Origin of the sequence: Methylobacterium sp. 285MFTsu5.1 (assembly GCF_000383455.1) — a bacterium.
Taxonomy (GTDB): Bacteria; Pseudomonadota; Alphaproteobacteria; order Rhizobiales; family Beijerinckiaceae; genus Methylobacterium.
Genome location: NZ_KB911282.1, coordinates 104,790 through 126,893 on the forward strand (window position 1 = coordinate 104,790; position 22,104 = coordinate 126,893).

21 protein-coding genes are annotated in these 22,104 nt (G+C 73.0%); 12 read left to right on the forward strand and 9 right to left on the reverse strand.

Annotated features, from left to right (window positions below):
- Positions 1-8: 8 nt before the first annotated feature.
- The 4 genes from H288_RS0119100 to cysG all read left to right on the forward strand — a co-directional run bounded on the left by H288_RS0119100 (position 9) and on the right by cysG (position 8,007).
- Positions 9-1,826 carry a NirA family protein gene (locus tag H288_RS0119100; protein WP_020094183.1) on the forward strand — a complete coding sequence of 606 codons (1,818 nt, stop codon included), beginning with the start codon at positions 9-11 and terminating at the stop codon, positions 1,824-1,826.
- On the forward strand, positions 1,823-3,427 hold the full coding sequence (locus H288_RS0119105; RefSeq protein ID WP_020094184.1) for a sulfite reductase subunit alpha: 1,605 nt from the start codon (positions 1,823-1,825) through the stop codon (positions 3,425-3,427). The genes H288_RS0119100 and H288_RS0119105 overlap by 4 nt, the downstream gene beginning before the upstream one ends.
- A 209-nt stretch (positions 3,428-3,636) precedes the next feature.
- Positions 3,637-6,333 carry a nitrate reductase gene (locus tag H288_RS0119110; RefSeq protein WP_020094185.1) on the forward strand — a complete coding sequence of 899 codons (2,697 nt, stop codon included), beginning with the start codon at positions 3,637-3,639 and terminating at the stop codon, positions 6,331-6,333.
- 201 nt (positions 6,334-6,534) lie between these two features.
- Entirely contained in the window at positions 6,535-8,007 is a 1,473-nt protein-coding gene (gene cysG, locus H288_RS0119115) for a siroheme synthase CysG (RefSeq protein ID WP_020094186.1), read from the forward strand.
- A gap of 67 nt (positions 8,008-8,074) precedes the next feature.
- Here the strand turns inward: cysG and nudC are convergent, their stop codons facing one another.
- The 5 genes from nudC to H288_RS0119140 form a co-directional block, all read right to left on the reverse strand.
- Complete coding sequence (nudC, locus tag H288_RS0119120; RefSeq protein WP_020094187.1) at positions 8,075-8,977, reverse strand: NAD(+) diphosphatase; 903 nt, start codon at positions 8,975-8,977, stop codon at positions 8,075-8,077.
- A 7-nt stretch (positions 8,978-8,984) separates the two neighbouring features.
- Positions 8,985-9,404, reverse strand: a complete 420-nt coding sequence (locus H288_RS0119125; protein ID WP_020094188.1) for an HIT family protein — start codon at positions 9,402-9,404, stop codon at positions 8,985-8,987.
- A gap of 77 nt (positions 9,405-9,481) precedes the next feature.
- Positions 9,482-10,087 (reverse strand): hypothetical protein, encoded by a 606-nt coding sequence (locus H288_RS0119130; RefSeq protein ID WP_020094189.1) that lies wholly within the window; start codon positions 10,085-10,087, stop codon positions 9,482-9,484.
- 133 nt (positions 10,088-10,220) lie between these two features.
- Positions 10,221-11,084, reverse strand: coding sequence for a universal stress protein (locus H288_RS0119135; RefSeq protein WP_020094190.1), 864 nt, complete (start codon positions 11,082-11,084; stop codon positions 10,221-10,223).
- 27 nt (positions 11,085-11,111) lie between these two features.
- Positions 11,112-12,320, reverse strand: coding sequence for an acyltransferase (locus tag H288_RS0119140; RefSeq protein ID WP_020094191.1), 1,209 nt, complete (start codon positions 12,318-12,320; stop codon positions 11,112-11,114).
- Positions 12,321-12,582: 262 nt separating this feature from the next.
- Here H288_RS0119140 and H288_RS0119145 point away from each other — a divergent pair, with 262 nt between their 5' ends.
- Positions 12,583-13,284, forward strand: a complete 702-nt coding sequence (locus H288_RS0119145) for a DUF4142 domain-containing protein (protein ID WP_020094192.1) — start codon at positions 12,583-12,585, stop codon at positions 13,282-13,284.
- A 219-nt stretch (positions 13,285-13,503) separates the two neighbouring features.
- Here H288_RS0119145 and H288_RS0119150 read toward each other — a convergent pair whose 3' ends face one another.
- The 3 genes from H288_RS0119150 to H288_RS0119160 form a co-directional block, all read right to left on the reverse strand.
- Positions 13,504-14,169: a carbonic anhydrase gene (locus H288_RS0119150; RefSeq protein WP_020094193.1), complete on the reverse strand. Its 666-nt coding sequence runs from the start codon at positions 14,167-14,169 to the stop codon at positions 13,504-13,506.
- 44 nt (positions 14,170-14,213) lie between these two features.
- Positions 14,214-14,729 (reverse strand): NUDIX domain-containing protein, encoded by a 516-nt coding sequence (locus H288_RS0119155; protein ID WP_020094194.1) that lies wholly within the window; start codon positions 14,727-14,729, stop codon positions 14,214-14,216.
- A gap of 112 nt (positions 14,730-14,841) precedes the next feature.
- The gene (locus H288_RS0119160) at positions 14,842-15,585 is read right to left on the reverse strand and encodes a DUF429 domain-containing protein (RefSeq protein ID WP_020094195.1); all 744 of its coding nucleotides are present in this window, start codon (positions 15,583-15,585) and stop codon (positions 14,842-14,844) included.
- Between the two features lie 113 nt (positions 15,586-15,698).
- Here H288_RS0119160 and H288_RS0119165 point away from each other — a divergent pair, with 113 nt between their 5' ends.
- Both H288_RS0119165 and dut read left to right on the forward strand, forming a co-directional pair.
- Positions 15,699-16,580 carry a CoA ester lyase gene (locus H288_RS0119165; RefSeq protein ID WP_020094196.1) on the forward strand — a complete coding sequence of 294 codons (882 nt, stop codon included), beginning with the start codon at positions 15,699-15,701 and terminating at the stop codon, positions 16,578-16,580.
- Positions 16,577-17,047, forward strand: coding sequence for a dUTP diphosphatase (dut, locus tag H288_RS0119170; protein ID WP_020094197.1), 471 nt, complete (start codon positions 16,577-16,579; stop codon positions 17,045-17,047). The genes H288_RS0119165 and dut overlap by 4 nt, the downstream gene beginning before the upstream one ends.
- A gap of 157 nt (positions 17,048-17,204) precedes the next feature.
- On the opposite strand, the gene H288_RS0119175 is transcribed toward dut, so the two are convergent.
- A complete protein-coding gene (locus H288_RS0119175; protein WP_020094198.1) occupies positions 17,205-18,080 on the reverse strand; it encodes an ATP-binding protein in 876 nt (291 codons plus the stop codon).
- A 167-nt stretch (positions 18,081-18,247) separates the two neighbouring features.
- Here H288_RS0119175 and H288_RS0119180 point away from each other — a divergent pair, with 167 nt between their 5' ends.
- The 5 genes from H288_RS0119180 to H288_RS0119200 all read left to right on the forward strand — a co-directional run bounded on the left by H288_RS0119180 (position 18,248) and on the right by H288_RS0119200 (position 22,009).
- A complete protein-coding gene (locus tag H288_RS0119180) occupies positions 18,248-18,691 on the forward strand; it encodes an OsmC family protein (protein ID WP_020094199.1) in 444 nt (147 codons plus the stop codon).
- Between the two features lie 97 nt (positions 18,692-18,788).
- On the forward strand, positions 18,789-19,154 hold the full coding sequence (locus tag H288_RS0119185) for a nuclear transport factor 2 family protein (protein WP_020094200.1): 366 nt from the start codon (positions 18,789-18,791) through the stop codon (positions 19,152-19,154).
- A gap of 100 nt (positions 19,155-19,254) precedes the next feature.
- Entirely contained in the window at positions 19,255-20,601 is a 1,347-nt protein-coding gene (serS, locus tag H288_RS0119190; protein ID WP_026605089.1) for a serine--tRNA ligase, read from the forward strand.
- The gene (gene surE, locus H288_RS0119195; RefSeq protein ID WP_020094202.1) at positions 20,601-21,365 is read left to right on the forward strand and encodes a 5'/3'-nucleotidase SurE; all 765 of its coding nucleotides are present in this window, start codon (positions 20,601-20,603) and stop codon (positions 21,363-21,365) included. Before serS ends, surE begins: the two co-directional genes overlap by 1 nt.
- A complete protein-coding gene (locus H288_RS0119200) occupies positions 21,362-22,009 on the forward strand; it encodes a methyltransferase domain-containing protein (protein ID WP_020094203.1) in 648 nt (215 codons plus the stop codon). The genes surE and H288_RS0119200 overlap by 4 nt, the downstream gene beginning before the upstream one ends.
- Positions 22,010-22,104: the final 95 nt, after the last annotated feature.

Consider the following 22,104-nt stretch of genomic DNA (forward strand, 5'->3'; position numbering starts at 1 on the left):
AGGCGCGGATGTCCGAGACCACCACCCAGACCGCCGCGGGCGCGTTCGAGGCCGAGCAGAAGCGCTACCTCGAGGGTTTCGCCTCCGGCATCGCCGCCGTCCGCCTGACCGGCGGCCTCGCCGCGGGCGGGGCGGGGGCGGCCGCGCCGCCGGCCGAGCCGACGGGCCCGGACGCGATCCACATCAAGGCGCAGGACCGGACCGTCAAGGACGGCGGCAAGCTCTGCGACCAGGAGAAATGGAAGCGCGCCGAGAACCCGTTCGACGGCCACAACCGCCTCATCCAGGAGGCCGCCGCCGGCAAGCAGCCGAAGCCCGAGGACAATTTCCGCTGGCGCTACCACGGGATGTTCTGGGTGGCGCCGAACCAGGTCTCGTACATGTGCCGGCTGCGGATCCCGAACGGGATCCTGCACCACTGGCAGTTCGCGGGCGTCGCCGACCTCGCCGACCAGCACGGTGGCGGCTACGTCCACGTGACCACCCGGGCGAACCTGCAGGTGCGGGAGATCGATCCCGAGCACGCCCAGCCCTTCCTCGACGGGCTCACCGATATCGGCCTCACGGCCCGGGGGGCGGGCGCCGACAACATCCGCAACGTCACCGGCTCCTCGACCGCCGGCATCGACGCCCAGGAGCTTCTGGACACGCGCCCGCTCGCCAAGTCCTGGCACAACTGGATCCTGAACGACCGCTCGCTCTACGGCCTGCCGCGCAAGTTCAACGTCGCCTTCGACGGCAGCGGCGTGATGCCGACGCTCGAGGAGACCAACGACATCGGCTTCCAGGCCGTGGAAGTGCTGGACGGCGCCGCCGTGCCGCCCGGCATCTACATGCGCCTCGTGCTCGGCGGCATCTCGGGCCACCGGGACCTCGCCCGCGACACCGGCATCGTGCTGAAGCCGGAGGACTGCAACGCCGTCGCCGACGCGATCATCCGGGTGTTCATCGAGAACGGCGACCGGACGAACCGCAACAAGAGCCGGATGAAGTACGTCCTCGACGCTTGGGGCTTCGACAAGTACCTCGCGGCCGTCGAGGACAAGCTCGGCCGCAAGCTCGACCGGGTCGCGCCGGAGCAGGTCGCGCCGCGGAAGGCCACCGACCGGTTCGCCCATGTCGGCGTCCACGCCCAGAAGCAGCCCGGCCTCAACTGGATCGGCGTGGTCCTGCCGGTCGGCAAGATGACCAGCGATCAGGTCCGGGCGCTCGCCAAGATCGCCGCCGAGTGCGGCGACGGCCAGATCCGCCTCACCGTCTGGCAGAACTTCATCTTCTCCGGGGTTCCGGACGCGAAGGTCGCCGAGGTTGAGCAGCGGGTGCTCGATCTCGGCCTCACCACCAAGGCGGCGGGCATCCGCTCCGGTCTCGTGGCCTGCACGGGGGCGAAGGGCTGCAAGTTCGCGGCCTCCGACACCAAGGGCCACGCGCTGATCATCGCCGACCACGTCGAGACCGCCCTGCCGAACCTCGACGTGCCGGTGAACGTCCACCTCACCGGCTGCCACCACAGCTGCGCCCAGCACTACATCGGCGATATCGGGCTGATCGGCGCCAAGGTCGTCGTCTCGGAGGAGGGCGACACCGTCGAGGGCTACGACGTCGTGGTCGGCGGCGGTTTCGCCGAGAACCCGAAGATCGGCACCGAGATCTGGAAGGCCGTGAAGGCCGAGGATGCGCCCGCCCGCGTCGAGGCGCTGCTGCGCGCCTACCTCGCCCTACGCCAAGGCCCCGAGGAGAGCTTCCAGGCCTTCACCAGCCGCACCGGCGCGGAGGCGCTCCGCGACGCCGCCGAGGACCAGCCCGCCCTGAAGGCCGCCGCATGACCCAGCACGTCTCGCCCCCCCTCGTCCTGATCCCCGAGACCGCGCCCTTCAACGAGGACCAGCGCGCCTGGCTCTCGGGCTACTTCGCGGCCCTGCTCGGCCCCGCCGTCGCGGGCGCGACGGCGCTCGCGCCCGGCGAGGGCCCCGCCACGGGCCCCAAACTCGCCGACAACGACGACGCCCCCTGGCACGACCCGTCCGTGCCGATCGCCGACCGGATGGCGATGGCCAAGGACCGGCCCGAACCGCAGAAGCTGATGGCCGCCATGGCCCAGCAGGATTGCGGCCAGTGCGGCTACAACTGCGCCGACTACGCCAACGCCATCTTCCTCAAGAACGAGGCGCGCCTGAACCTTTGCCAGCCCGGCGGCAAAGAGACCCTGCGCATGCTCAAGAAGCTGGACGAGGAGTTCGGCGCCGCCGGGGGCGTCCCCGCGGCGCCGAAGGCGGAGGACGACGTCCCGAAGGCGGCGGCCGATCTCGGCCCGCTCGGCTACTGCCGCGAGAACCCGGTCGAGGCGCTGTTCCTGTCCCGTCGACGCCTCAACGATCCGGGCGGCGAGAAGGAGACGTGGCACATCGAGATCGGGCTCGACGGCACGCCGATCCAGTACGAGGTCGGCGACTCGCTGGGCCTGTTCCCCGCCAACGCCCCCGCACTGGTGGATGCCGTGATCGCGGAACTCGGCGCCCGGCCCGAGCGGGTGATCGGGGAAAGGACCCTGCGCGAGCACCTGCTGATCAACTACGCGCTCGGCGCGGCGCCCGACAATCTGTACCAGCTGCTGTCGCTGCTCACCTCCGGGGCGGCGCGCAAGAAGGCGCAGGCGCTCGCCTCCGGCGAGGATCCGGACGGCGACGCCGCCTATCTCGACGTGCTCGGCGCGCTCCACAAGTTCCCGGGCGCGCGGCCCGACGCCGAGGTCTTCCTGGAGGCCTTGGACGAGCTGCAGCCGCGGCTCTACTCGATCTCGTCCTCGCCCAAGATGGATGTCGGCCGCGTGTCGCTGACCGTGGACGCGGTGCGCTACAACCACCGCTCGCGGCTGCGGCTGGGCGTGGCCTCGACGCACCTGGGCGAGCGCCTGCCCGAGCAGACCAGGGTGAAGGTCTACCTCCAGAAGGCGCACGGGTTCGGACTGCCGGCCGACCTGTCGAAGGACGTGATCATGTGCGGCCCCGGCACCGGCATCGCGCCGTTCCGGGCCTTCCTGCGCGAGCGCGCCGCCACGCGGGCGCCGGGCCGCAACTGGCTGTTCTACGGCCACCAGCGGCAGGCCTCGGACTTCTTCTACAAGGACGAGCTGAACAGCCTGAAGGACGACAAGGTGCTCACCCGCCTGTCCCTGGCCTGGTCGCGGGACGGGACGGAGAAGACCTACGTCCAGGACCGGATGCGCGAGAACGGCGCCGAGCTGTGGAAGTGGCTGGAGGGCGGCGCGCATTTCTACGTCTGCGGCGACGCCAAGCGCATGGCCAAGGACGTCGAGCGGGCGATCATCGACGTGGCGGCGCAGTTCGGCGGCAAGAGCCCCGAGGACGCGGTGGCCTATCTCGCGGCGCTCAAGAAGGCCGGGCGGTATCAGGCCGACGTGTACTGAACCGCAACTTGCTCTCCTCCCCTGGCGACCCCGGGCTTGCCCGGGATCGCTCGAGCTTGTGGGGAGGAGCCAGAGGTGGGGGTGGCGCAGGATGGGGCTCGGGCGGTGCCTTCTGCACCACCCCCACCCCTAACCCCTCCCCACAGCGGGGAGGGGAACGGCGGCGCGAAGCTTGCTCCCGCCCAGGACGACCCTGCGAGGATTCAGCCATGACCCAGCCAGTGGCGGCGCCGACGGTGCGGACCACCTGCCCCTATTGCGGGGTCGGGTGCGGCGTGCTCGCGACCCCGGACGGGCAGGGCGGCGCCACCATCGCGGGCGATTCCGAGCACCCGGCCAATTTCGGCCGCCTGTGCTCGAAAGGCTCGGCGCTGGGCGAGACCCTGTCGCTCGAGAACCGCCTGCTCCACCCGCAGGTCGACGGCGCCCAGGTCTCGTGGGATGCCGCGCTCGACACGGTCGCGGGCAAGCTCCGCGCGGTGGCGGACGAGCACGGGCCGGACGCGATCGCCTTCTACCTCTCGGGCCAGCTCCTCACCGAGGATTACTACGTCGCCAACAAGCTCGCGAAGGGCTTCATCGGCACGCCGCACGTGGACACCAACTCGCGGCTCTGCATGTCGAGCGCGGTCGCGGCCCACCGCCGGGCCTTCGGCTCCGACACGGTCCCGGGCTGCTACGAGGATCTCGACGAGGCCGACCTGATCGTGCTGGTCGGCTCCAACACCGCGTGGTGCCACCCGGTCCTGTTCCGCCGCATGGCCGACGCCAAGGAGCGCCGCGGCACCAAGTTCGTGGTCATCGACCCGCGCCGGACCCAGACCGCGCAGGAATGCGACCTGTTCCTCGGCATCCGGCCGGGCACCGACACCGCCCTGTTCTCGGGCCTGCTGGTCTACCTGTCGGACAACGGTTTCCGCGACCGCGCCTTCATCGATTCCCACACGGCCGGCCTCGACGGCGCCCTCGACCGCGCCCGCCAGATCGCGCCGGACCTCGCGGCTGTCGCCGCCGTCACCGGCGTGACCGAGGCCGACATCGCGGCCTTCTACGCCCTGTTCGCCGGCACCCGCCGGGTGGTCACGGCCTTCTCGCAGGGGGTGAACCAGTCGGCGCAGGGGACCGACAAGGGCAACAGCATCATCAACTGCCACCTCGTCACCGGCCGGATCGGCGAGACCGGGATGGGGCCGTTCTCGCTGACCGGCCAGCCGAACGCCATGGGCGGGCGCGAGGTCGGGGGGCTCGCCAACATGCTGGCCGCCCACATGCACTTCACCCCCGAGGAGGTGGACCGGGTGCGCCGCTACTGGGGCGCCCCGCGGATCATCACCGGCGAGGGCATGAAGGCGGTGGCCCTGTTCGAGGCGATCGGCCGGGGCAAGATCAAGGCGCTGTGGGTGATGGGCACCAACCCGCTGGTCTCGATGCCGCGGGCCGACGCGATCCGGGACTCGCTCGCCGGCCTCGACCTCTACGTGGTGTCCGAGGCGGTGGCGGATTCCGACACCGCGCGGGGGCGGGCCAAGACCACCGTGCTTCTCCCCGCCCAGGCCTGGGGCGAGAAGGACGGCACGGTCACCAATTCCGAGCGCCGGATCTCGCGCCAGCGCCGCTTCCTCGCGAGCCCCGGCGAGGCCAGGCCGGACTGGGCGGCGCTGGCGGATGTCGGGCGCCGCCTCGGCCACGGCCGGGCCTTCGCGTTCGATTCCGCCGCCGCGATCTTCCGCGAGCATGCCGGGCTCTCGGCCTACGAGAACAACGGCACCCGCGATTTCGACCTCGGCGCGCTCGCGGACATCGGCGACGCCGCCTACGAGGCGGCCCTGCCGGTGCAGTGGCCGATCCCGAAGCGCTCCGGCTTCCGGGGCGCCCAACAGGGGAAGGCGAGGCTGTTCGGCGACGGCCGGTTCTACACCTTCGACCGGCGCGCCCGCTTCGTCGCGGTGCAGCCGCCGGCCCTCGCGCTCGCGGCCTCGGCGGCGTTCCCGCTCATGCTCAACACCGGCCGGGTCCGCGACCACTGGCACACGATGACCCGCACCGGGAAGAGCCAGCGGCTCTCCGCGCACCGCGCCGTGCCGTTCGTCGAGGTCCATCCGGACGACGCGGCGGCCCACGGCCTCGCGGAGGGCGACATCGCCCGGCTCACGACCGCGCACGGCGCGGCCGAGCTGGAGGTGACGGTCACCGACACGGTGGTGCCAGGCAGCCTGTTCATGCCGATGCACTGGGGCGGCGCCTTCGCGTCGCGGGCCCGGGTCGGCGCGCTGGTGCGGGGCATGACCGACCCGGTCTCGGGTCAGCCCGAGCTCAAGGCGACCCCCGCGGCGGTCGAGTCCGTCGGCTACCGCGCCCGCGGCTTCCTGCTGACGCGCCGACAGGTGGCGCTGCCCGAGGGCTGGTGGTGGGCACGCGCCGCGATCACCGGCGGCTGGGGCGCGCAGTTCGCCACCGCCGACAGCTCCCGCGCCGTGGCGCTGATGGTGCGCGGGCTGATCCAGAGCGAGGCGCTGCCGGGCGGCGAGCTGGCGGAATATGCCGACCACGCCCGCGATCGCTACCGCTGCGCGGTCTACGACGGCGACCGCCTCGTCGCCTGCCTCGCCTACGCCCCCGCCGCCGAGCGGCCGGACTGGGAGGCCGCCAAGGTCCTGTTCGCCGCCGAGGCGCCCGACGCCGCCGAGCGGCGGGCGCTGCTCTCGGGCCGCGCGGCGACCGCCTCGGCGGGTCCGGTGGTCTGCGCCTGTCACGGCGTCGGCGCGGACATTATCGCCGCGACCATCGCCGGAGGCGCCGGCTCCGCGGAGGCGGTGGGCGCCGCCTGCAAGGCCGGGACGAATTGCGGCTCGTGCATACCGGAGATCCGCAAGATGCTGGCCGGGCAGACCGCATGCGCCGCGTGATTTTCTGATACACTCGCCGGCGAGGATGGATCGGCTTCTCCTGTCAGATCACCTCATCCTGAGGTGCCCGCGTCAGCGGTCCTCGAAGAAGAGCTCCAGGGATCGCGGCCGACTGGAGCCTCCTTCGAGGCCTCCGCTCCGGTACCCGAGGATGAGGGGGCAGTCGGGACCGGCCGGATCAGGACGATTCAGGACAGGCCCGTGACCGAGACCCCCCTGCGCGCAGCCCGCGCCCCCCGCGAGACCAAGGCTGCCGGCCTGGAGCCGCTGGCGGTGCTGCCCGTCTTCGTCCCCCTGCGCGGCAAGCGGGTGGTGCTCGCCGGCTCGTCCGGCGGCGCTCCCTGGAAGGTGAAGGTGCTGGCCGCCGCCGGCGCCCATGTCGACGTCTACGCGCCCGAGCCCGGCGAGGAGCTGCGCGCCGTGCCGGGCGAGATCGTCGACGGGCAGGTGGTCCTGCACGAACGCCCCTGGAGCCCGGACGATCTCTGGGGCGCGGCCTTCTGCATCGGCGCGATGGAGGACGAGGCCGAGTGCGTCGCCTTCGTGGCGGCCGCCCGCGGCGCCGGCGCCATCGTCAACGCGGTGGACCGGCCACACCTCTGCGACGTGAAGTTCGGCGCCATCGTCAACCGCTCGCCGCTCGTGGTCGGCATCTCGACCGAGGGCGCGGCCCCGGTCTTCGGGCAGACCGTGCGCGCCCGGATCGAGGCGATGCTGCCCCGCGGGTTCAGTCGCTGGGTCGCGGCCGCCCGCGACTGGCGCGACGGCGTCACGGCCCGCTTCCACGGCTTCGCCGACCGGCGGTTCTTCTGGGAGCGCTTCACCGACCGGGCCTTCGCGGAGCCCGACCGGGCGCCGTCGGACCGGGATCTCGCCGAGCTGCTCGGCGAGACCGAGACCGCTCCGAAGGGCGGCGCCGTGACGCTGGTCGGGGCCGGCCCCGGCGACGCGGAGCTGCTCACGCTCAAGGCGCTGCGGGCGCTGCGCAACGCCGACGTCATCCTCTACGACGACCTCGTCGCACCCGAGATCCTGGACTACGCCCGCCGCGAGGCCCGCACCATGCTGGTGGGCAAGACCGGCCACGGCCCGTCCTGCCGCCAGGACGACATCAACGCGCTGATGGTGCAGCTCGCCCGCTCCGGCAAGCAGGTGGTGCGGTTGAAATCCGGCGACCCGCTGGTCTTCGGCCGGGCCGGCGAGGAGATCGAGGCCTGCCGGGCCGCCGGCATCCCGGTGACCGTGGTGCCGGGCGTCTCGGCCGCGCAGGGTGCGGCGGCGTCCCTCGGCCTGTCCCTGACCCATCGCGACGCCGCGCGCCGGCTCCAGTTCGTCACCGGCCACGACCGCCGCGGGGCGCTGCCGGACGACCTGAACTGGGGCGCTCTCGCCGATCCGAGCGTCACCACGATCGTCTACATGCCGAAGCGGACCCTGCGGGCCTTGCTGGCGCGCGCCGTGGAGGAGGGGCTGGCGCCCACGACGCCGGCGCTGCTGGTGTTCAACGCCACCCGCCCGAACCAGCAGGCCCTGCGCGGCACGGCCGCCGACCTCGCCGACCGGGTCGAGGCGGCGGGCCTCGACGGGCCGGCGCTGCTGATGGTGGGCGAGGCCTTCTCGGAGATGCGTGGCGCGCTGCCGGCCCAGGCGGAGCAGGCCCGCGTCGCGGTCTGAGGCCGATGACGCGGGCGCGGCGGGGGAGCTGCAGATCAGCGGCTCCGGCGCGTCCGGCTGATCCGGATCAGGTCTCGCCGGCCACGAAGGCGCGCATCAGGTAGTTGGCAATCGCCATGGGCGGCGGCGCCAGGATCCCCTCGGGATGCGTTCCCGCCAGCATGGCCGCGACGTCGGCCCGGCTGAACCAGCGCGCATCCTCCAGCTCGCTGGGATCGGTCACGATAACCTCGTCGAGCGCCTCGGCGGCGCAGCCCATCATCAGCGACGACGGGAACGGCCAGGGCTGCGACGTCCGGTAGGTGACGGCGCCGACGCGGATCTGCGTCTCCTCGAACACCTCGCGGCGCACCGCGTCCTCGATCGTCTCGCCGGGCTCCAGGAAGCCCGCGAGGCAGGAATACATGTGCGGGCGGAAATGCGGACCCCGGCCGAGCAGGCAGGTGTCGCCCCGGCGCACCAGCATGATCACCACCGGATCGACCCGGGGGAAATGGTGGGCGCTGCAACTCGGGCATTCCCGGCGGAAGCCGCCGGCCTTCGAGACGGTGGCGGTGCCGCAATTGGCGCAGAAACCGTGGCGGGCGTGCCAGTCGAGCATGGACTTGGCCACGGCGAGCAGGCCGAGCTCCTCGGCCTCCACGGCGGAGTCGGTGGCGATCGACCTCAGGTCGAGGGTACGGGTCGGCCCCTCGGAGAAGCGCTCCGCGGCCTCGGCCGGCGCGGCGGCGGCGAAGACGGGCTGCCCGTCCCGGTGCCCGAGGAAGATGCGCGTCCCGCCCGCGAGGTCCGCCGCCTCCGCGACCGCGATCAGCGCGGTCTCCCCGCGTAGCACGATCCGGTCGCCGCAGATCAGCACGAGGCGGGCCTCGGGCGTGTCGAAGGCGGGCACCGCCTCCTCGGGCTGCTCGGCCGAGTGCCGGTCGAGGCGGTTTCGGACGAAGCCGAGGGTGTCGCGGGGATCGGTCATGCGAGGGTCAGGCCGCGGAGAAGAGGGCGCCGGCGCGCTCGAGGAGCTGGGCGCGGGCGTGGGGCGGGTAGGGCTTGCGGGTCTCGAACCCCCAGACCGGCCCCGGCCAGGCGGGATCCGACCGGAAGCGGCCGACCACGTGGACGTGGAGCTGCGACACCACGTTGCCCAGGGCGCCGACATTCACCTTGTCGGGCTTGGATAGGGCCTGCATCACCCCCGTGGTGAGGCGGATCTCCTTCCAGAGCGCCGCGGCATCGGTCTCGGAGAGGTCGGTGATCTCGGTGAGGTTCGGGCGGCGCGGCACTAGGATCAGCCACGGGAACCGGGCATCGTCCATCAGCAGCACGCGGCACAGGGCGAGGTCGCCCACTTCGGCGGTGTCAGCCGACAGGCGCGGGTCGAGGGTGAAGGCGGGCTCGGTCATCGCCGACCGGTGTAGCGCAGCTTCCGCGTCGGCGCGCGGGTTTGCTGCGCCGTCGGTGACGCAGCGGCCCGATCGGCTCAGAGACCCGGCACGACGCCCTGGCGGCCCACCGCGATCGTCCCCGCCATCAGCCCGCCGTCCTCGTCCGGGCGCGCGAAGATCGTCACGGCGGCGCCCCGCTGGAGCATCGCCTTCTCACCAGGCGAGAACTGCGTCACCGGCGTGTCGTCGGGGATCGCGAAGGACGATTGGCCGCCGTTATAGGCGAGGGTCAGACGCATCGGCGCGCCCCGCTGCACGTCGGCCACCCAGCCGGCGGTGAGGCGCGCGCCCTGCGCGGTGTCCCAGGTCTGGCTGCCGGCCTCGAACCCGCGCTCGGACGGAGAGTACAGGGTCACGGCGGTCGCCTGCCGCGGCTCGGAATCGGACGCACCGAGGACGCTGACGTAGCTCTCCGGCTTGATCGCCCGCAGGCTGGCGCCGTTCACCGCGTAGATGCGGGTCCGGGGGCCCATCCGCACGGCCAGGGTGCTGCCGCTGGTGCGGCGGATCTCCACGCGCTCCGAATCGGCCTGGACCACGGTGCCGCGGAACCGGACGGTCGCCGGCTCAGCGCGTGCGGCGGGGATGGTCGCGATCGCCAGAAGGCCGGCGAGGAAGAGACGTCTGACGGGGCTCTTCACGGGGCTCCTTTCCGAGCGTGTGGACAATGGGCGTGCCGTCCGGCCGCGGGACCCGAACGCTGGTCACCGGGCAGGGTTCCCGGCGCCGAAGGACATGCGGTGCCGCAATCCGTCGGCCGGGCTCGCGGAGCGCTCAATGCGCCATCAGCACCGGCATGTCGGCGTGGGCGAGAACGTGGCTGGTGACGCCGCCGAAGATCATCTGGCGCAGGCGGCTCTGGGTGTAGGCGCCCTTGATGAGAAGATCGCAGCCGAACGCCTTCGCCTCCGCCAGAAAGGTCTCGCCGGGCACGCGCCGGCCGGCCGGCAGGGCCCGGTGCGACGCGTCCACACCCTCGCAGGCCAGGGCCTGGGCGAGATCCTGCGCGGTCGGGCCCGGCACCATGCCGCCCTCGACGCTGAGCACGAGCACCCGCTCGGCCCGCCGCAGGAACGGCATCGCGAAAGCCACCGCCCGGGCGGTCTCGGTCGACCCGTTCCAGGCGATGACCACGGCGTCACCGAGGCTGGCCGGTGCCGTAGGCGGCGCCAGCAGGATCGGGCGGCCGCTCTCGAACAGGGCCGTCTCGAACGTGGTCATGCGCGGGGCGTTGTCGGTGGTGCCGGGACGCCCGACCACCGTTGCCGAGAACAGCCGCGCGTACTGCCCGAGGAACGCGTCGCCGGTGGGGACGTCCTGTCGCCAGCGGTAGCGCGGTCCGGCATCCGGCACCCGGTCCGGTATGCAGAGCCCGTCGCGGGCGTGCCGCGGGATGCCGGCGCCGTCCATGAAGGCCACGAAGCGGCCGCCCGCCTCCTCGGCCTCGGCCCGGTCGGCCTCCTCGTCGCGCAGCCACGTCATGCCGCCGACCATGTCGACCGGCACGTACTCGGCCAGCGCCGGGCGCAGAGACACGCCCTCGATCAGACTGCCGAAGCGCGTGGCCGCCAGCCGGGTCGTCTCGAAGACGGAGGGCAGGGCGTCGTGCATCGCGACGGGAACGAGCAGGGTCTTCATGCTGGCCTTCTCCTCGGGCAGGCGAGGCTAATCCTCCCGGCCGCGCGGTGGAACCGGGGCCGGCACGGCGCGCACACGGTTTTGCGGCGCGCCCGGATCGAGCCGCCTCCGGAGGGCCCGGGTCAGGGGCCGCTCGACGAGGCGGTGGACCACGAGCGCGGCCGCGGCGCTGCCCGCGAGCATCAGCGCCATGCCGGCCCAGGGATGCAGGGCGGGGGCAAGGCCGAGCCGGAGCAGCGCCTCGCGCACGAGGCGCAGCGCGAACGGGTGCACGAGGTAGAGGGCGTAGGACGCGTCGCCGAGCGCGACGAGCCCGCGCACGGGGGACGGCAGCCGCGCGACCGCGGCCGCGTCGCGGGGTGGCCCGAGGGCGGCCGCCACCAGCAGGACGGCCGGCCCGCCGACGAGGAGCGGGCGCAGGAACCCGTCGGCCTCGCCGAGACCCGCGAGCACCCGCGCGGCCAGGATCAGCCCCAGCACGCCCAGCACCGCGAGCCCGACCCGCAGGGGGAGGGCCGGCCGGAACCCCGCGCCCCAGGCGAGGGCGAGACCGGCGCCGGCGGCGAATTCGAGTACGATCGGATCCGACCAGAAGCGCAGCGGCACCGGCAGGCCCGGCACGAGGGCGCCGACCGCCACGAGGACGGCCAAGCTCCCGCACAGCCACGCGACGGCGCCGCGCCGCCCGAAGCCGAGACCCGCGGCGAAGAGTGCGTAGAAGGCCGCCTCGTAGTTCAGGGTCCAGCCGAGGCCGTAGAGCGGCTGGACGGTGCCGTCGGGGCGGGCCGCCGGCCAGAACAGGAAGCTCGCCGCGAGGGCGACCGGGTCGCGCACCAGCGCGGCGGCCTCGCCCAGAAGGTCCGGCCGCGCGAGCGCCAGGACGAGGTAGAGCAGGCTCACCAGCCAGTAGAGGGGCACCACCCGGGCGACCCGGTGGGCGAGGAAGCGGGCGCGGCCGCCCGACCGGCCCGCGAGCCGGCCGCCGGCATGGACGATGACGAAGCCGGAGATCACGAAGAACAGGTCGACTCCGCCCCACCAGGGCAGCAGCGTCGCGGGATCGAGCGCCGGGCCGGCGCCCCGGTCAGCGAGGAGGCCCGCCTCGTGCCGCGCGTGATGCCATGCCACCATGAGGGCGGCGGCGGCGCGGAGGATCTGGACGGCGACGACGATCACGGGCTGCCCGCGCGCGTCGCGCTTCGAGCCCTGCCCGGAGGTGCGGCCGGAAGGACCCACCCGCCGAGGCCACCGTCCCGGACGAGCGCGATCGGCATCCTGCGGGATCCACCGAGAGGGCACGCGCGCCGGATTAGATCCGCTCGGGAACCGTATTGTCCGATGCGAAAACGGCAGGAACCATAAGCCGATAGCCTCGTTGACGGACCAATTCGCGAACCCGCCGGCTCCGAGTTGCCTGCGACGTCGTCTGCCGAGGCGTCCGTGCTGCACATGCGGCGTCCTTCCGCGGTTCGCGTGCCCATCTCGAACAGAGGTCCCGATGCTGAAGAACTACGCTGCCGCGTCCGCGCTCGTCCTGGCGCTGTCGACCCCGGCCATGGCCCAGAGCGCCAACGACTTCCGCATGCAGTCGATGCAGGCGAACGCCTTCGAGATCCAGTCCTCGCAGATCGCCCTGTCCAAGTCGCGCAACCCGCGCATCCGCTCCTACGCCCAGGAGGTGCTCCGTGACCACCGCGCCGCCAACGTCGCCCTGGCCGGCGGCCAGATGAACGGCGTCGCCGGCGATCCGGGCCTCGGTGGCCTGGTCACCGCCCCGATCGCGGTGGCGGGCAGCGCCGTGGGCGCCGGCGTCGGCGCGGCGACCGGCGTGGTCGGCGGCACCCTGGCGGGCGGCCCGGTCGGCGGCCTCGAGGGCGCGGGTGCCGGCGCGGCGCGCGGCGCCGCCGCGGGTGGCCAGATCGGCCGCGGCGACGTGATGGCGACCGGCGCCTCGACGATCGTCCCGCCGAACCCGGAGCAGCAGGCGATGCTGGCCCAGCTCTCGGCCGCCCCGGCCGGCGCCCGCTTCGACCGCCTGTACGCGTCGCAGCAGATCCAGGCCCATCAGATGACCATCGCGATGACCCAGGCCTACGCTCAGGGCGGCCCGAACCCGGCCCTGCGCAACTACGCCCAGCAGGCCCTGCCGGCCCTGCAGATGCACCTGCAGCAGGCCGAGCGTCTCCCGGGCGCCATGTAAGCGGCACGGACTTCGACGGCCCGGCCTCGGCCGGGCCGAACGAGAAGGCGGCGGGCGCGAGCCCGCCGCCTTTCTCATGTCGATGGCTGTTCGAGCCAGGATGATCGCCGGCCGACCGCGGCGAACGACCTTCGCGGACGCGCCGCGCCGGCGCGTCCCAGCATCATCGGATCCGGGACCGGCCGACCGGTCCCGAATCTCAGCGCCCGCGCCGTGCGCTCACTCGCACGCGATGGCGGCGACGGAACGGACCGACTGGCCGGTCGTGTCGATCGGCGGCTTGAACTCGCCGGACTGCGGATCGCGCACCAGCAGGGAGCCGCTGGCCACGCCGAAATGCGCGCCGTGGATCTCGAGGCGGCCGTCGTCGACCCGCTCCTTCACGAACGGGAAGGTCAGCAGGTTCTCCATGCTCTGGACGACCACGGCATGTTCCAGCTTGGTCAGGTAGTTCGGCGCGGCGGGATCGCCGGCCTTGTCCTCGGCCTGACCCACGAGCGAGACCCACTTGCCGATGAAGTCGCCGGGCGAGAGCGGCTTCGCCTTGTTGGCCCAGGCCTTGATGCCGCCGCAGGTGGCATGCCCGAGGACGACGATATGCTTCACCTCCAGGGCCTGGACGGCGAATTCCAGGGCCGCCGAGGTGCCGTGATACTGGCCGTCCGGCTGGTAGACCGGCACGAGGTTGGCGACGTTGCGGATCGTGAACAGCTCGCCCGGGCCGGCATTGAAGATCGCGCTGGGCGAGACCCGGCTGTCGCAGCAGCTGATGACAAGGATCTCCGGATTCTGCGTCGAGGCGAGCTGCGCGAAGCGCCGACGCTCGGTCGGGAAGCGGTCGAGGAGGAAGGACCGGTAGCCTTCGGTCAGGTAGACGGGGAACATAAAGTCGTCTCCAGTTAGACAAATCCGCGACAGCGGGAGTGAAATCAAAGTCCTCGCCAAGCAAGAACGCGCGGCTGGGCCGGAATAGTCCCGCGCGCGAGGTCCGACGCCAGATCCGCGAGACCGGCCGGCTCGACGTGCTCACCGCTAGCGCGCAACTCGTCGAGCGGCCACCAGCGCGTCCCGATCAGCGGGTTGTCCTCGGTCTCGGCGAGCCGGCTCGTGTCGACCCGGTCGTCGGGCAGGCGGACGAGGAAGTAGCGCTCCCGGGCGTCCCGTGCCTGACGGAACAGGTGGAACGGGCCGTCGCAGGCCGCGACCTGCGGGCCGATCGCGGCGTCGCCCCGGCCGATCTCCTCCTCGAGTTCCCGCCGGCAGGCGGTGACGTGGTCCTCGCCGGGCTCAAGGCCGCCGCCGGGCATGAACCAGAACCGGAGCGGCGCCCCGTCCGGCCCCCTCGCGTGGACCGACGTGTAGGCGATGAGCAGGATCCGGTCCCGCGGATCGAGGACGATCGCGCGGGCGATGTGTCGGACGGGCAGGGGGTTCGCGGCGCTCATGCAGCCAGAGCTAGAGCGCGCGTCGGGGACGGACACCGGCCGCGCGCGCGCCTGCGTGCAAAACAGCACGTTGCGGTCGCCGACGCGCCCGGCGGAGGTGCGGGGCGCCGGTTCAGGACGGCGGGCGGGGCGCCGGTGCCCAGATCACGACGGGGAGCCGGAAGGCGTCGCGCTCGGGCGGATCCGGCAGCGGCACGGCCTGTCCGAGGCTTATGTCGCGGGCCACCACGAGGGCGGCCAGCGCGTCGAGATGGTCGTCCTCCGGAACGCCCTTGACCCGGGACCCGATCAGCGCGTCCGGCAGGCCCGCCGCTGCGAGGAGCGCCCGCCGGAGGTCCAGCCCCTCGCGGGCGCGCCTGCCCTTCTTGGGCAAGCCGAGCGGCCGGCCGCCGTTGAGGGCGTGGAAGGCCACCTCGGGATGGACCTCGTGGACCCGCGCGCGCGCCTCCGGGCGCTCCCGCAGGAGCGTGTCGACCGCGCGGACGTAGCGGAAGATGTTGTAGCCCTGGATCGACGGCGCGAAGGGCGGGTCGCTCGCGGCCCGCGAGGCGGCCTTCGCGGCGGCGTAGTCGGGGGCGTAGACCGCGCTCCGCGGCGGCATCGGGAACACCGAGGCCCGCGCCGGCCCGAGCCGGGCGCGCGCGGCCCGGTCGGCGCCGCGGCCGCCGCCGGTGATCCGGTCGGGCAGCCCGATCGGCACGTCGATCCCGACGATGCCGGGCCGCTCCGGCGCGTCGAGGAGCGCGGCGACGTCGGGGAACAGGGCGCAGCGGTGCCGGTCGGGGTCGTCGAGGTCGAGGAGCGCGCCCGCCCAGGCGCCGCGGCAGCCGTCCAGTCCCGCGATCCAGCGCGCCATGCCATTCCCCCGCCGCGGTGCGTGCGGCCGCCGTTCCGGCCCGCGTTCTTGCCGGGATGCGCGCGGAAAGCTATCCGCGTCGCCGAGGGCGCCGCCGGCCCGGGAGAAGCGTGATGAGCGAGATCCGTCCCCGTCGCAGCGTGCTGGCGATGCCGGGCTCCAACGCCCGGGCGCTGGAGAAGGCGCGGTCGCTCCCCGCCGACGTGATCCTGATCGACCTCGAGGACGGCACCGCCCCCGCCGCGAAGGCGGCGGCCCGCGCCCAGGTCGCCACCGCGGTCGCCGCGCGGGGCTTCGGCCCGCGCGAGGTCGTGGTCCGCATCAACCCGCCGGAGACCGAGGACGGCGAGGCCGACCTCGTGGCGCTCGCGCCGGCCGCCCCGGACGCGATCCTAGTGCCGAAGGTCCGGACCTCCGACGCGCTGATCGCCGTGGGCTCCCGCCTGCGCCGCCTCGGCGCGCCCCTGGCGACGCGGGTCTGGGCGATGATCGAGACGCCGATGGCGGTGGTGAACGCCGCCGAGATCGCGGGCGCGGCCCGGGACGTGGACGGCCGGCTCGGCGCCCTGGTGATCGGCCCGAACGACCTGCTGAAGGCGTCGCGGATCCGGCCGCCGGGGCGGGCCGCCCTGCTGCCCTGGCTGATGAACGTCCTGGCTGCCGCCCGGGCCTACGAGATCGAGGCGATCGACGGCGTGTTCACCGACCTCGAGGACGCGACCGGGTTCGAGGCCGAGTGCGCGCAGGGCCGCGACCTCGGCTTCGACGGCAAGATGCTGATCCACCCGAGCCAGATCGGCCCGGCCAACGCCGCCTTCGGGCCGGATGCCGAGGAGATCGCGCAGGCCCGCCGGCTGATGGACGTGTTCGACGCGCCGGAGAACCGCGAGCGCGGGGTCATCGCGGTGGACGGCAAGATGGTCGAGCGCCTCCACATCGAGGCCGCCCGGCGGACGCTCGCCATGGCCGAGGCGATCGCGCGGATGACCGCGTGAGCGACCTGCCGGAGGTCGGGCTGCGGCTGCTCGACCCGCGCCTGCCGGGCTGGGGCTTCCCGCGCTGGGGTTCGTCGGCCGCGGCCGGCCTCGACCTGCACGCCTGCCTCGACGCGCCCCTGGAGTTGCAGCCTCAGGGGAAGGCGGTCCTGATCCCGGCGGGGGTCAGCGTGCTGATCCGCGATCCCGCCTGGTGCGGGCTGATCTTCCCGCGCTCGGGCCGCGGACACCGGGACGGACTGGTGCTCGGCAACGGCACCGGTGTGATCGACGCGGATTACGAGGGTCCGCTGCTGGTCTCCGCCTGGAATCGCGACGCATCCGAGCCCGTGCGGATCGAGCCGGGCGAGCGGATCGCGCAGCTCGTCTTCACGCGGATCACGCGGCCGGCGCTGACTGTGCTGGAGGGCGCGCCCGGCCCCGGCTCGGAGCGGGGCGCGGGCGGGTTCGGGTCGAGCGGGCGCTAGCGCGCCCTCTGTCATCACGAGCGGAGCGAAGCGACCCAGGGCAGCGCGACATTGCCAGGCGTGGCGCTGCCTGGATTGCTTCGCTCCGCTCGCAAAGACGGCGCGGCCGACGCCATCAACCAGGACGCGGATGACGACAGGAGCTCGGCGGCGCCCCTCAGTCCAGCGTCTTGCCGAGCCGCCCGGCTAGGTCCTGGATGAACTGGAACGCGGTCCGTCCCGAGCGCGAGCCGCGGGTGGTGGCCCATTCCAGGGATTCGGCGCGCAGCTGGTCCGGCGCCACGGCGAGGCCGTAGCGGTCGGCGTAGGCGCGGATCATCGCTAGGTACTCGTCCTGGCTGCACTTGTGGAAACCGAGCCAGAGGCCGAACCGGTCCGAGAGCGAGACCTTCTCCTCCACCGCCTCGCCGGGGTTGATGGCGGTCGAGCGCTCGTTCTCCACCATGTCGCGGGCGAGCAGGTGGCGGCGGTTCGATGTGGCGTAGAATAGCACGTTCCCCGGCCGCCCCTCGATGCCGCCGTCGAGCGCCGTCTTGAGCGACTTGTACGAGGTGTCGTCGGCGTCGAAGGAGAGGTCGTCGCAGTAGACGAGCCAGCGGTGCGGGTCCGGCCGCAGCAGGGCCATCAGGTCGGGCAGCGCCTCGATGTCCTCGCGGTGGATCTCGACGAGCTTCATCGGCAGGCTGCCGGCGGGCCGACGGGCGTTGATCTCGGCGTGGGCCGCCTTGACCAGCGAGGACTTGCCCATGCCGCGGGCGCCCCACAGCAGGGCGTTGTTGGCCGGCAGGCCGCGGGCGAAGCGCTCGGTGTTCTCCACCAGGGTGTCGCGCGCCCGGTCGATGCCGGTGAGCAGGCCCATCTCCACCCGGGCCACCTGCGGCACCGGGGTCAGCCGGCGCTCGGGCCCCCACAGGAACGCGTCGGCAGCGCTCGGGTCGAAGGCTGGCGGGACGGCGGGCGCGGTCCGCTCCAGCGCGGTGGCGATGCGCTCCAGGAGCGGCATCAGGGTGTCGAGGGTGGCGGGGCTCGTCATCGGATCGGGGGGTTCGCGTGCGGGTAGGTCAGGCGGCCGGTTCTACGGGGAAGAACCGGGGAAATCATCCGTTTCCGGACGCATGGCGCGGTCCTCCCGAACGCGAACCGGGATCGAGCGTTGGTATACCCGGCCGGTCGCGCCGAAACGTCCTCCGGGGAGTATCGATGGAAGCGGAACCGACGATCCGGATCACCCAGGTCGCGGATTACGTCTTCACGGTCGATTTCAGCGCGGCCCTCCCGGCGCTGCGCACCGACGAGGCGCCCCCGATCGGCGACGGGACCGGGCCGTTTCCCGAGCAGCTCCTGATCTCCGGCGTCGCGAACTGCCTCTGCGCCAGCCTCGTCTTCGCCCTGGGCAAGTTCCGCCAGGACGCGCGCGGCGTCGCGGCCGAGGCGTCCTGCCGGGTGGAGCGCAACGCCGGAGGGCGGCTGCGCCTGACCGGGATCGGCGTCCACATCCAGCTCGGCGCCGCCGCCGCCGACATGCCGCGGATCGACCGGGTGCTGGAGCAGTTCGAGCGGTTCTGCACCGTCTCGGAGAGCGTGAAGGCCGGGATTCCGGTCGCCGTGTCGGTGGCCGACCGCCACGGCACGCGCCTGAAATGACGCGCGTCGGGGAAAGATCGGGCGCCCGGCGCATTGCCGCAGCACCGAACGGCCGCGATGGCCGCAATGGCCGCAATGCCCGGAGTGAGGAGACGCCATGCAGGACCAGACGCGAGAGCCCGCCCGCGCCCCCGAGGCGCTCGCCGCCCTGTTCAATCAGCGCGCCAATGCCGGCGACGTCGAGGGCCTCGTCGCCCTCTACGAACCCGACGCGGTGCTGGCGGCGGGTCGCATCGTCGCCACGGGGCACGCCGAGATCCGGACCTTCTACGCCGACCTGCTGGCGCGCAAATCCGACTTCCCGGCGCCGGAAACGCCGCCGCCGCTGCGCAACGGCGCGCTGGCCATGACCTTCGCGCGGCTGCCCAACGGCGCATTCTCGGTGGAGGTCGCCCGCGAGCAGGCGGACGGCACGTGGCTCTGGGCGATCGACCAGCTGAAGCTCGCGCCGCCGAAGGGCTGACGGCCGGCTCGGACGCTCCCGCGCGCTTGTCCCACCGGACGCGATGCGGCAAAGCGGGACCCGCGCGCTCGACGCCGCGCAGAAGACCCGAGCCGACTCGATGCACGACATCCGCGCCATCCGGGAGAACCCGGACGCCTTCGACCGCGACCTCCAACGCCGGGGCCTCGCGCCGCTCTCGGCCGAGCTGATCGCCCTCGACGAGGCGCGGAAATCGTCGGTCTCGGCCGCGCAGGCCAACCAAGAGCGGCGCAACGCGCTGGCCAAGGAGATCGGCGGCGCCAAGAAGGCCAAGGACGAGGAGCGCGCCGCCGCCCTGATGGCCGAGGTCGCGGCCCTGAAGGGCGCCGAGCCGCAGCTGAAGGCGGCGCAGGACGCGGCCGACAAGACCCTGGCAGACCGCCTCGCCGCGATCCCGAACCGGCCGAAGTCCGACGTGCCGGAGGGCGCGGACGAGCACGGCAACGTCCTCTATCGCAGCCACGCCGCGACCCGCGAGCGGCTGACCGAGGGCAAGGAGCATTTCGAGCTCGGCGAGGCCGCGGGCCTGATGGATTTCGAGGCGGCGGCCAAGCTGTCCGGCTCGCGCTTCGTGGTGCTGAAGGGCCAGCTCGCGCGGCTGGAGCGGGCGCTCGGCCAGTTCATGCTCGACCTGCACACGCAGGAGCACGGCTACCTGGAGGTGGCGCCGCCGGTGCTGGTGCGCGACGCCGCCATGTTCGGCACCGCGCAGCTGCCGAAGTTCGAGGACGACCAGTTCTCGGTCTTCAAGGGCCTCGATTACGTCAGGTCGCTGCAGGGGCAGGCGGGCGCGGATGCCGCGCCGGTCAGCGACGAGCATTTCTGGCTCGTGCCCACCGCCGAGGTGCCGCTGACGAACCTCGTGCGCGAGGCGATCCTCCGCGAGGAGGAGCTGCCCCTGCGCTTCACCGCCCTGACGCCCTGCTTCCGGGCCGAGGCCGGGGCGGCGGGGCGGGACACCCGCGGCATGCTGCGCCAGCACCAGTTCAGCAAGGTGGAACTGGTCTCGATCACGACGCCGGAGGAATCCGCCAACGAGCACGAGCGGATGCTGACCAGCGCCGAGGCGGTGCTGAAGAAGCTCGATCTGCCCTACCGGGTGATGACGCTCTGCACCGGCGACATGGGTTTCGCCAGCCAGAAGACCTACGACATCGAGGTCTGGGTGCCCGGCCAGCGCACCCACCGCGAGATCTCGTCCTGCTCGGTCTGCGGCGACTTCCAGGCCCGGCGGATGAATGCCCGCTACCGGGGCAAGGACGGCAAGCCGGCCTATGTCCACACGCTCAACGGCTCGGGCGTCGCGGTCGGCCGCGCGCTCATCGCCGTGATGGAGAACTACCAGAACCCGGACGGGAGCATCACCATCCCGTCGGTGCTCCACCCCTACATGGGCGGGCTCAACCGGATCGAGGGCACCCGCTGATGCGCATCCTGGTCACCAACGACGACGGCATCCACGCGCCGGGGCTCAGTACCCTGGAGGAGATCGCCCGCGAGCTCTCGGACGACGTCTGGGTCGTGGCGCCGGAGAGCGACCAGTCCGGCGTGTCGCACTCGCTCTCGCTCAACGATCCGCTGCGGCTGCGGCAAGTCTCGGAGCAGCGCTTCGCCGTGAAGGGCACGCCGTCGGACTGCGTGATCCTGGGCGTGCGCCACATCCTGGGCGATCACGGGCCGGACCTCGTCCTGTCGGGGGTCAACCGCGGCCAGAACGTCGCCGAGGACGTGACCTATTCGGGCACGATCGCGGCCGCCATGGAGGGGACGATCCTCGGCATCCGCTCCATCGCCATGAGCCAGGCCTACGGCGCGGGCGGGCGCGGCGCGCTCAAGTGGGACTGCGCCCGGACGCACGGCGCGAAGGTCGTCCGGAAGATCCTGGAGACCGGGATCGAGCCCGGCATCCTGGTCAACGTGAACTTCCCGGACTGCGAGCCGGCCGACGTGCAGGGCGTCGCGGTGGCGGCGCAGGGCTTCCGCAACCAGGCGCTGCTGTCGATCGACGCGCGTGTCGACGGGCGCGGCAACCCGTATTTCTGGCTGGCCTTCGCCAAGGCCCGGTTCGAGCCGGGCCACGGCTCGGATCTCAAGGCCATCGCCGAGAAGCGGATCTCGGTGACGCCCCTGCGCCTCGACCTCACCGACGAGCCGACGCTGACGCGCTTCGCGCAGGCTTTCGCCGAGTGATCGATCTGGGCAGCCTGGAGGAGGCTGCCGGCAACGCGGCCTTCGTGATGGCGCTCCGGGGCCGCGGCCTGCGCGATACCGCGGTGCTGCGGGCCATGGAGCAGGTCCCGCGGGACACCTTCGCGCCGCCGCCGCATCGGGAGCACGCGCGGCGCGACATCGCCCTGCCGCTGTCGTGCGGAGCCTCGATGACGGCGCCGTCGACGGTGGCGCTGATGCTGGCGCAGCTGCGGATCGAGCCCGGCCAGCGCGTCCTGGAGATCGGCACGGGCTCGGGCTACGTGACCGCGCTGCTCGCCCAGCTGGGCGCCGGGGCGGTGCTCAGCCTGGAGCGCTACACCTCGCTGGCCGGGGCGGCGACGCGGCGGCTCGCGGCCCTGTCCGAGGTGCATGTGGTCCGGGCGGACGGCTTGGCTCCGGACCTGCCGGACGGCGGCTTCGACCGGATCCTCGTCCACGGCAGCGTTCCCGCGATCCCATCGCACTGGCGCGCGGCCCTGGAACCGGGCGGACGGCTGGTGACGGGCCTGCGCGGCGACGGCGGCTGCCGGGTGGCGGTGCTGGCGACGCCGGAGGCCGAGCCGGAGCTCGGCGCGCCGGTGCGTCTGGCGGCCCTGGTGCCGGGACTGGCGCAGGTACTCTGACAACCCTCCGTCATCGCGCGCGGCGAAGCGACCCGTGGCCGCGCGCCCTCCGCAGGCGTGGCGCCGCTGGATTGCTTCGCCCCGCTCGCAAAGAC

Excerpts from the sequence above, each read along its gene's own strand:
- H288_RS0119100 (WP_020094183.1), top strand. The coding sequence starts at position 9 with ATGTCCGAGACCACCACCCAGACCGCCGCGGGCGCGTTCGAGGCCGAG.
- H288_RS0119105 (WP_020094184.1), top strand. The coding sequence starts at position 1,823 with ATGACCCAGCACGTCTCGCCCCCCCTCGTCCTGATCCCCGAGACCGCG.
- H288_RS0119110 (WP_020094185.1), top strand. The coding sequence starts at position 3,637 with ATGACCCAGCCAGTGGCGGCGCCGACGGTGCGGACCACCTGCCCCTAT.
- nudC (WP_020094187.1), bottom strand. The coding sequence starts at position 8,977 with ATGACCGATCCCCGCGACACCCTCGGCTTCGTCCGAAACCGCCTCGAC.
- H288_RS0119125 (WP_020094188.1), bottom strand. The coding sequence starts at position 9,404 with ATGACCGAGCCCGCCTTCACCCTCGACCCGCGCCTGTCGGCTGACACC.
- H288_RS0119135 (WP_020094190.1), bottom strand. The coding sequence starts at position 11,084 with ATGAAGACCCTGCTCGTTCCCGTCGCGATGCACGACGCCCTGCCCTCC.
- H288_RS0119145 (WP_020094192.1), top strand. The coding sequence starts at position 12,583 with ATGCTGAAGAACTACGCTGCCGCGTCCGCGCTCGTCCTGGCGCTGTCG.
- H288_RS0119150 (WP_020094193.1), bottom strand. The coding sequence starts at position 14,169 with ATGTTCCCCGTCTACCTGACCGAAGGCTACCGGTCCTTCCTCCTCGAC.
- H288_RS0119155 (WP_020094194.1), bottom strand. The coding sequence starts at position 14,729 with ATGAGCGCCGCGAACCCCCTGCCCGTCCGACACATCGCCCGCGCGATC.
- H288_RS0119160 (WP_020094195.1), bottom strand. The coding sequence starts at position 15,585 with ATGGCGCGCTGGATCGCGGGACTGGACGGCTGCCGCGGCGCCTGGGCG.
- H288_RS0119165 (WP_020094196.1), top strand. The coding sequence starts at position 15,699 with ATGAGCGAGATCCGTCCCCGTCGCAGCGTGCTGGCGATGCCGGGCTCC.
- H288_RS0119175 (WP_020094198.1), bottom strand. The coding sequence starts at position 18,080 with ATGACGAGCCCCGCCACCCTCGACACCCTGATGCCGCTCCTGGAGCGC.
- H288_RS0119180 (WP_020094199.1), top strand. The coding sequence starts at position 18,248 with ATGGAAGCGGAACCGACGATCCGGATCACCCAGGTCGCGGATTACGTC.
- H288_RS0119185 (WP_020094200.1), top strand. The coding sequence starts at position 18,789 with ATGCAGGACCAGACGCGAGAGCCCGCCCGCGCCCCCGAGGCGCTCGCC.
- serS (WP_026605089.1), top strand. The coding sequence starts at position 19,255 with ATGCACGACATCCGCGCCATCCGGGAGAACCCGGACGCCTTCGACCGC.
- surE (WP_020094202.1), top strand. The coding sequence starts at position 20,601 with ATGCGCATCCTGGTCACCAACGACGACGGCATCCACGCGCCGGGGCTC.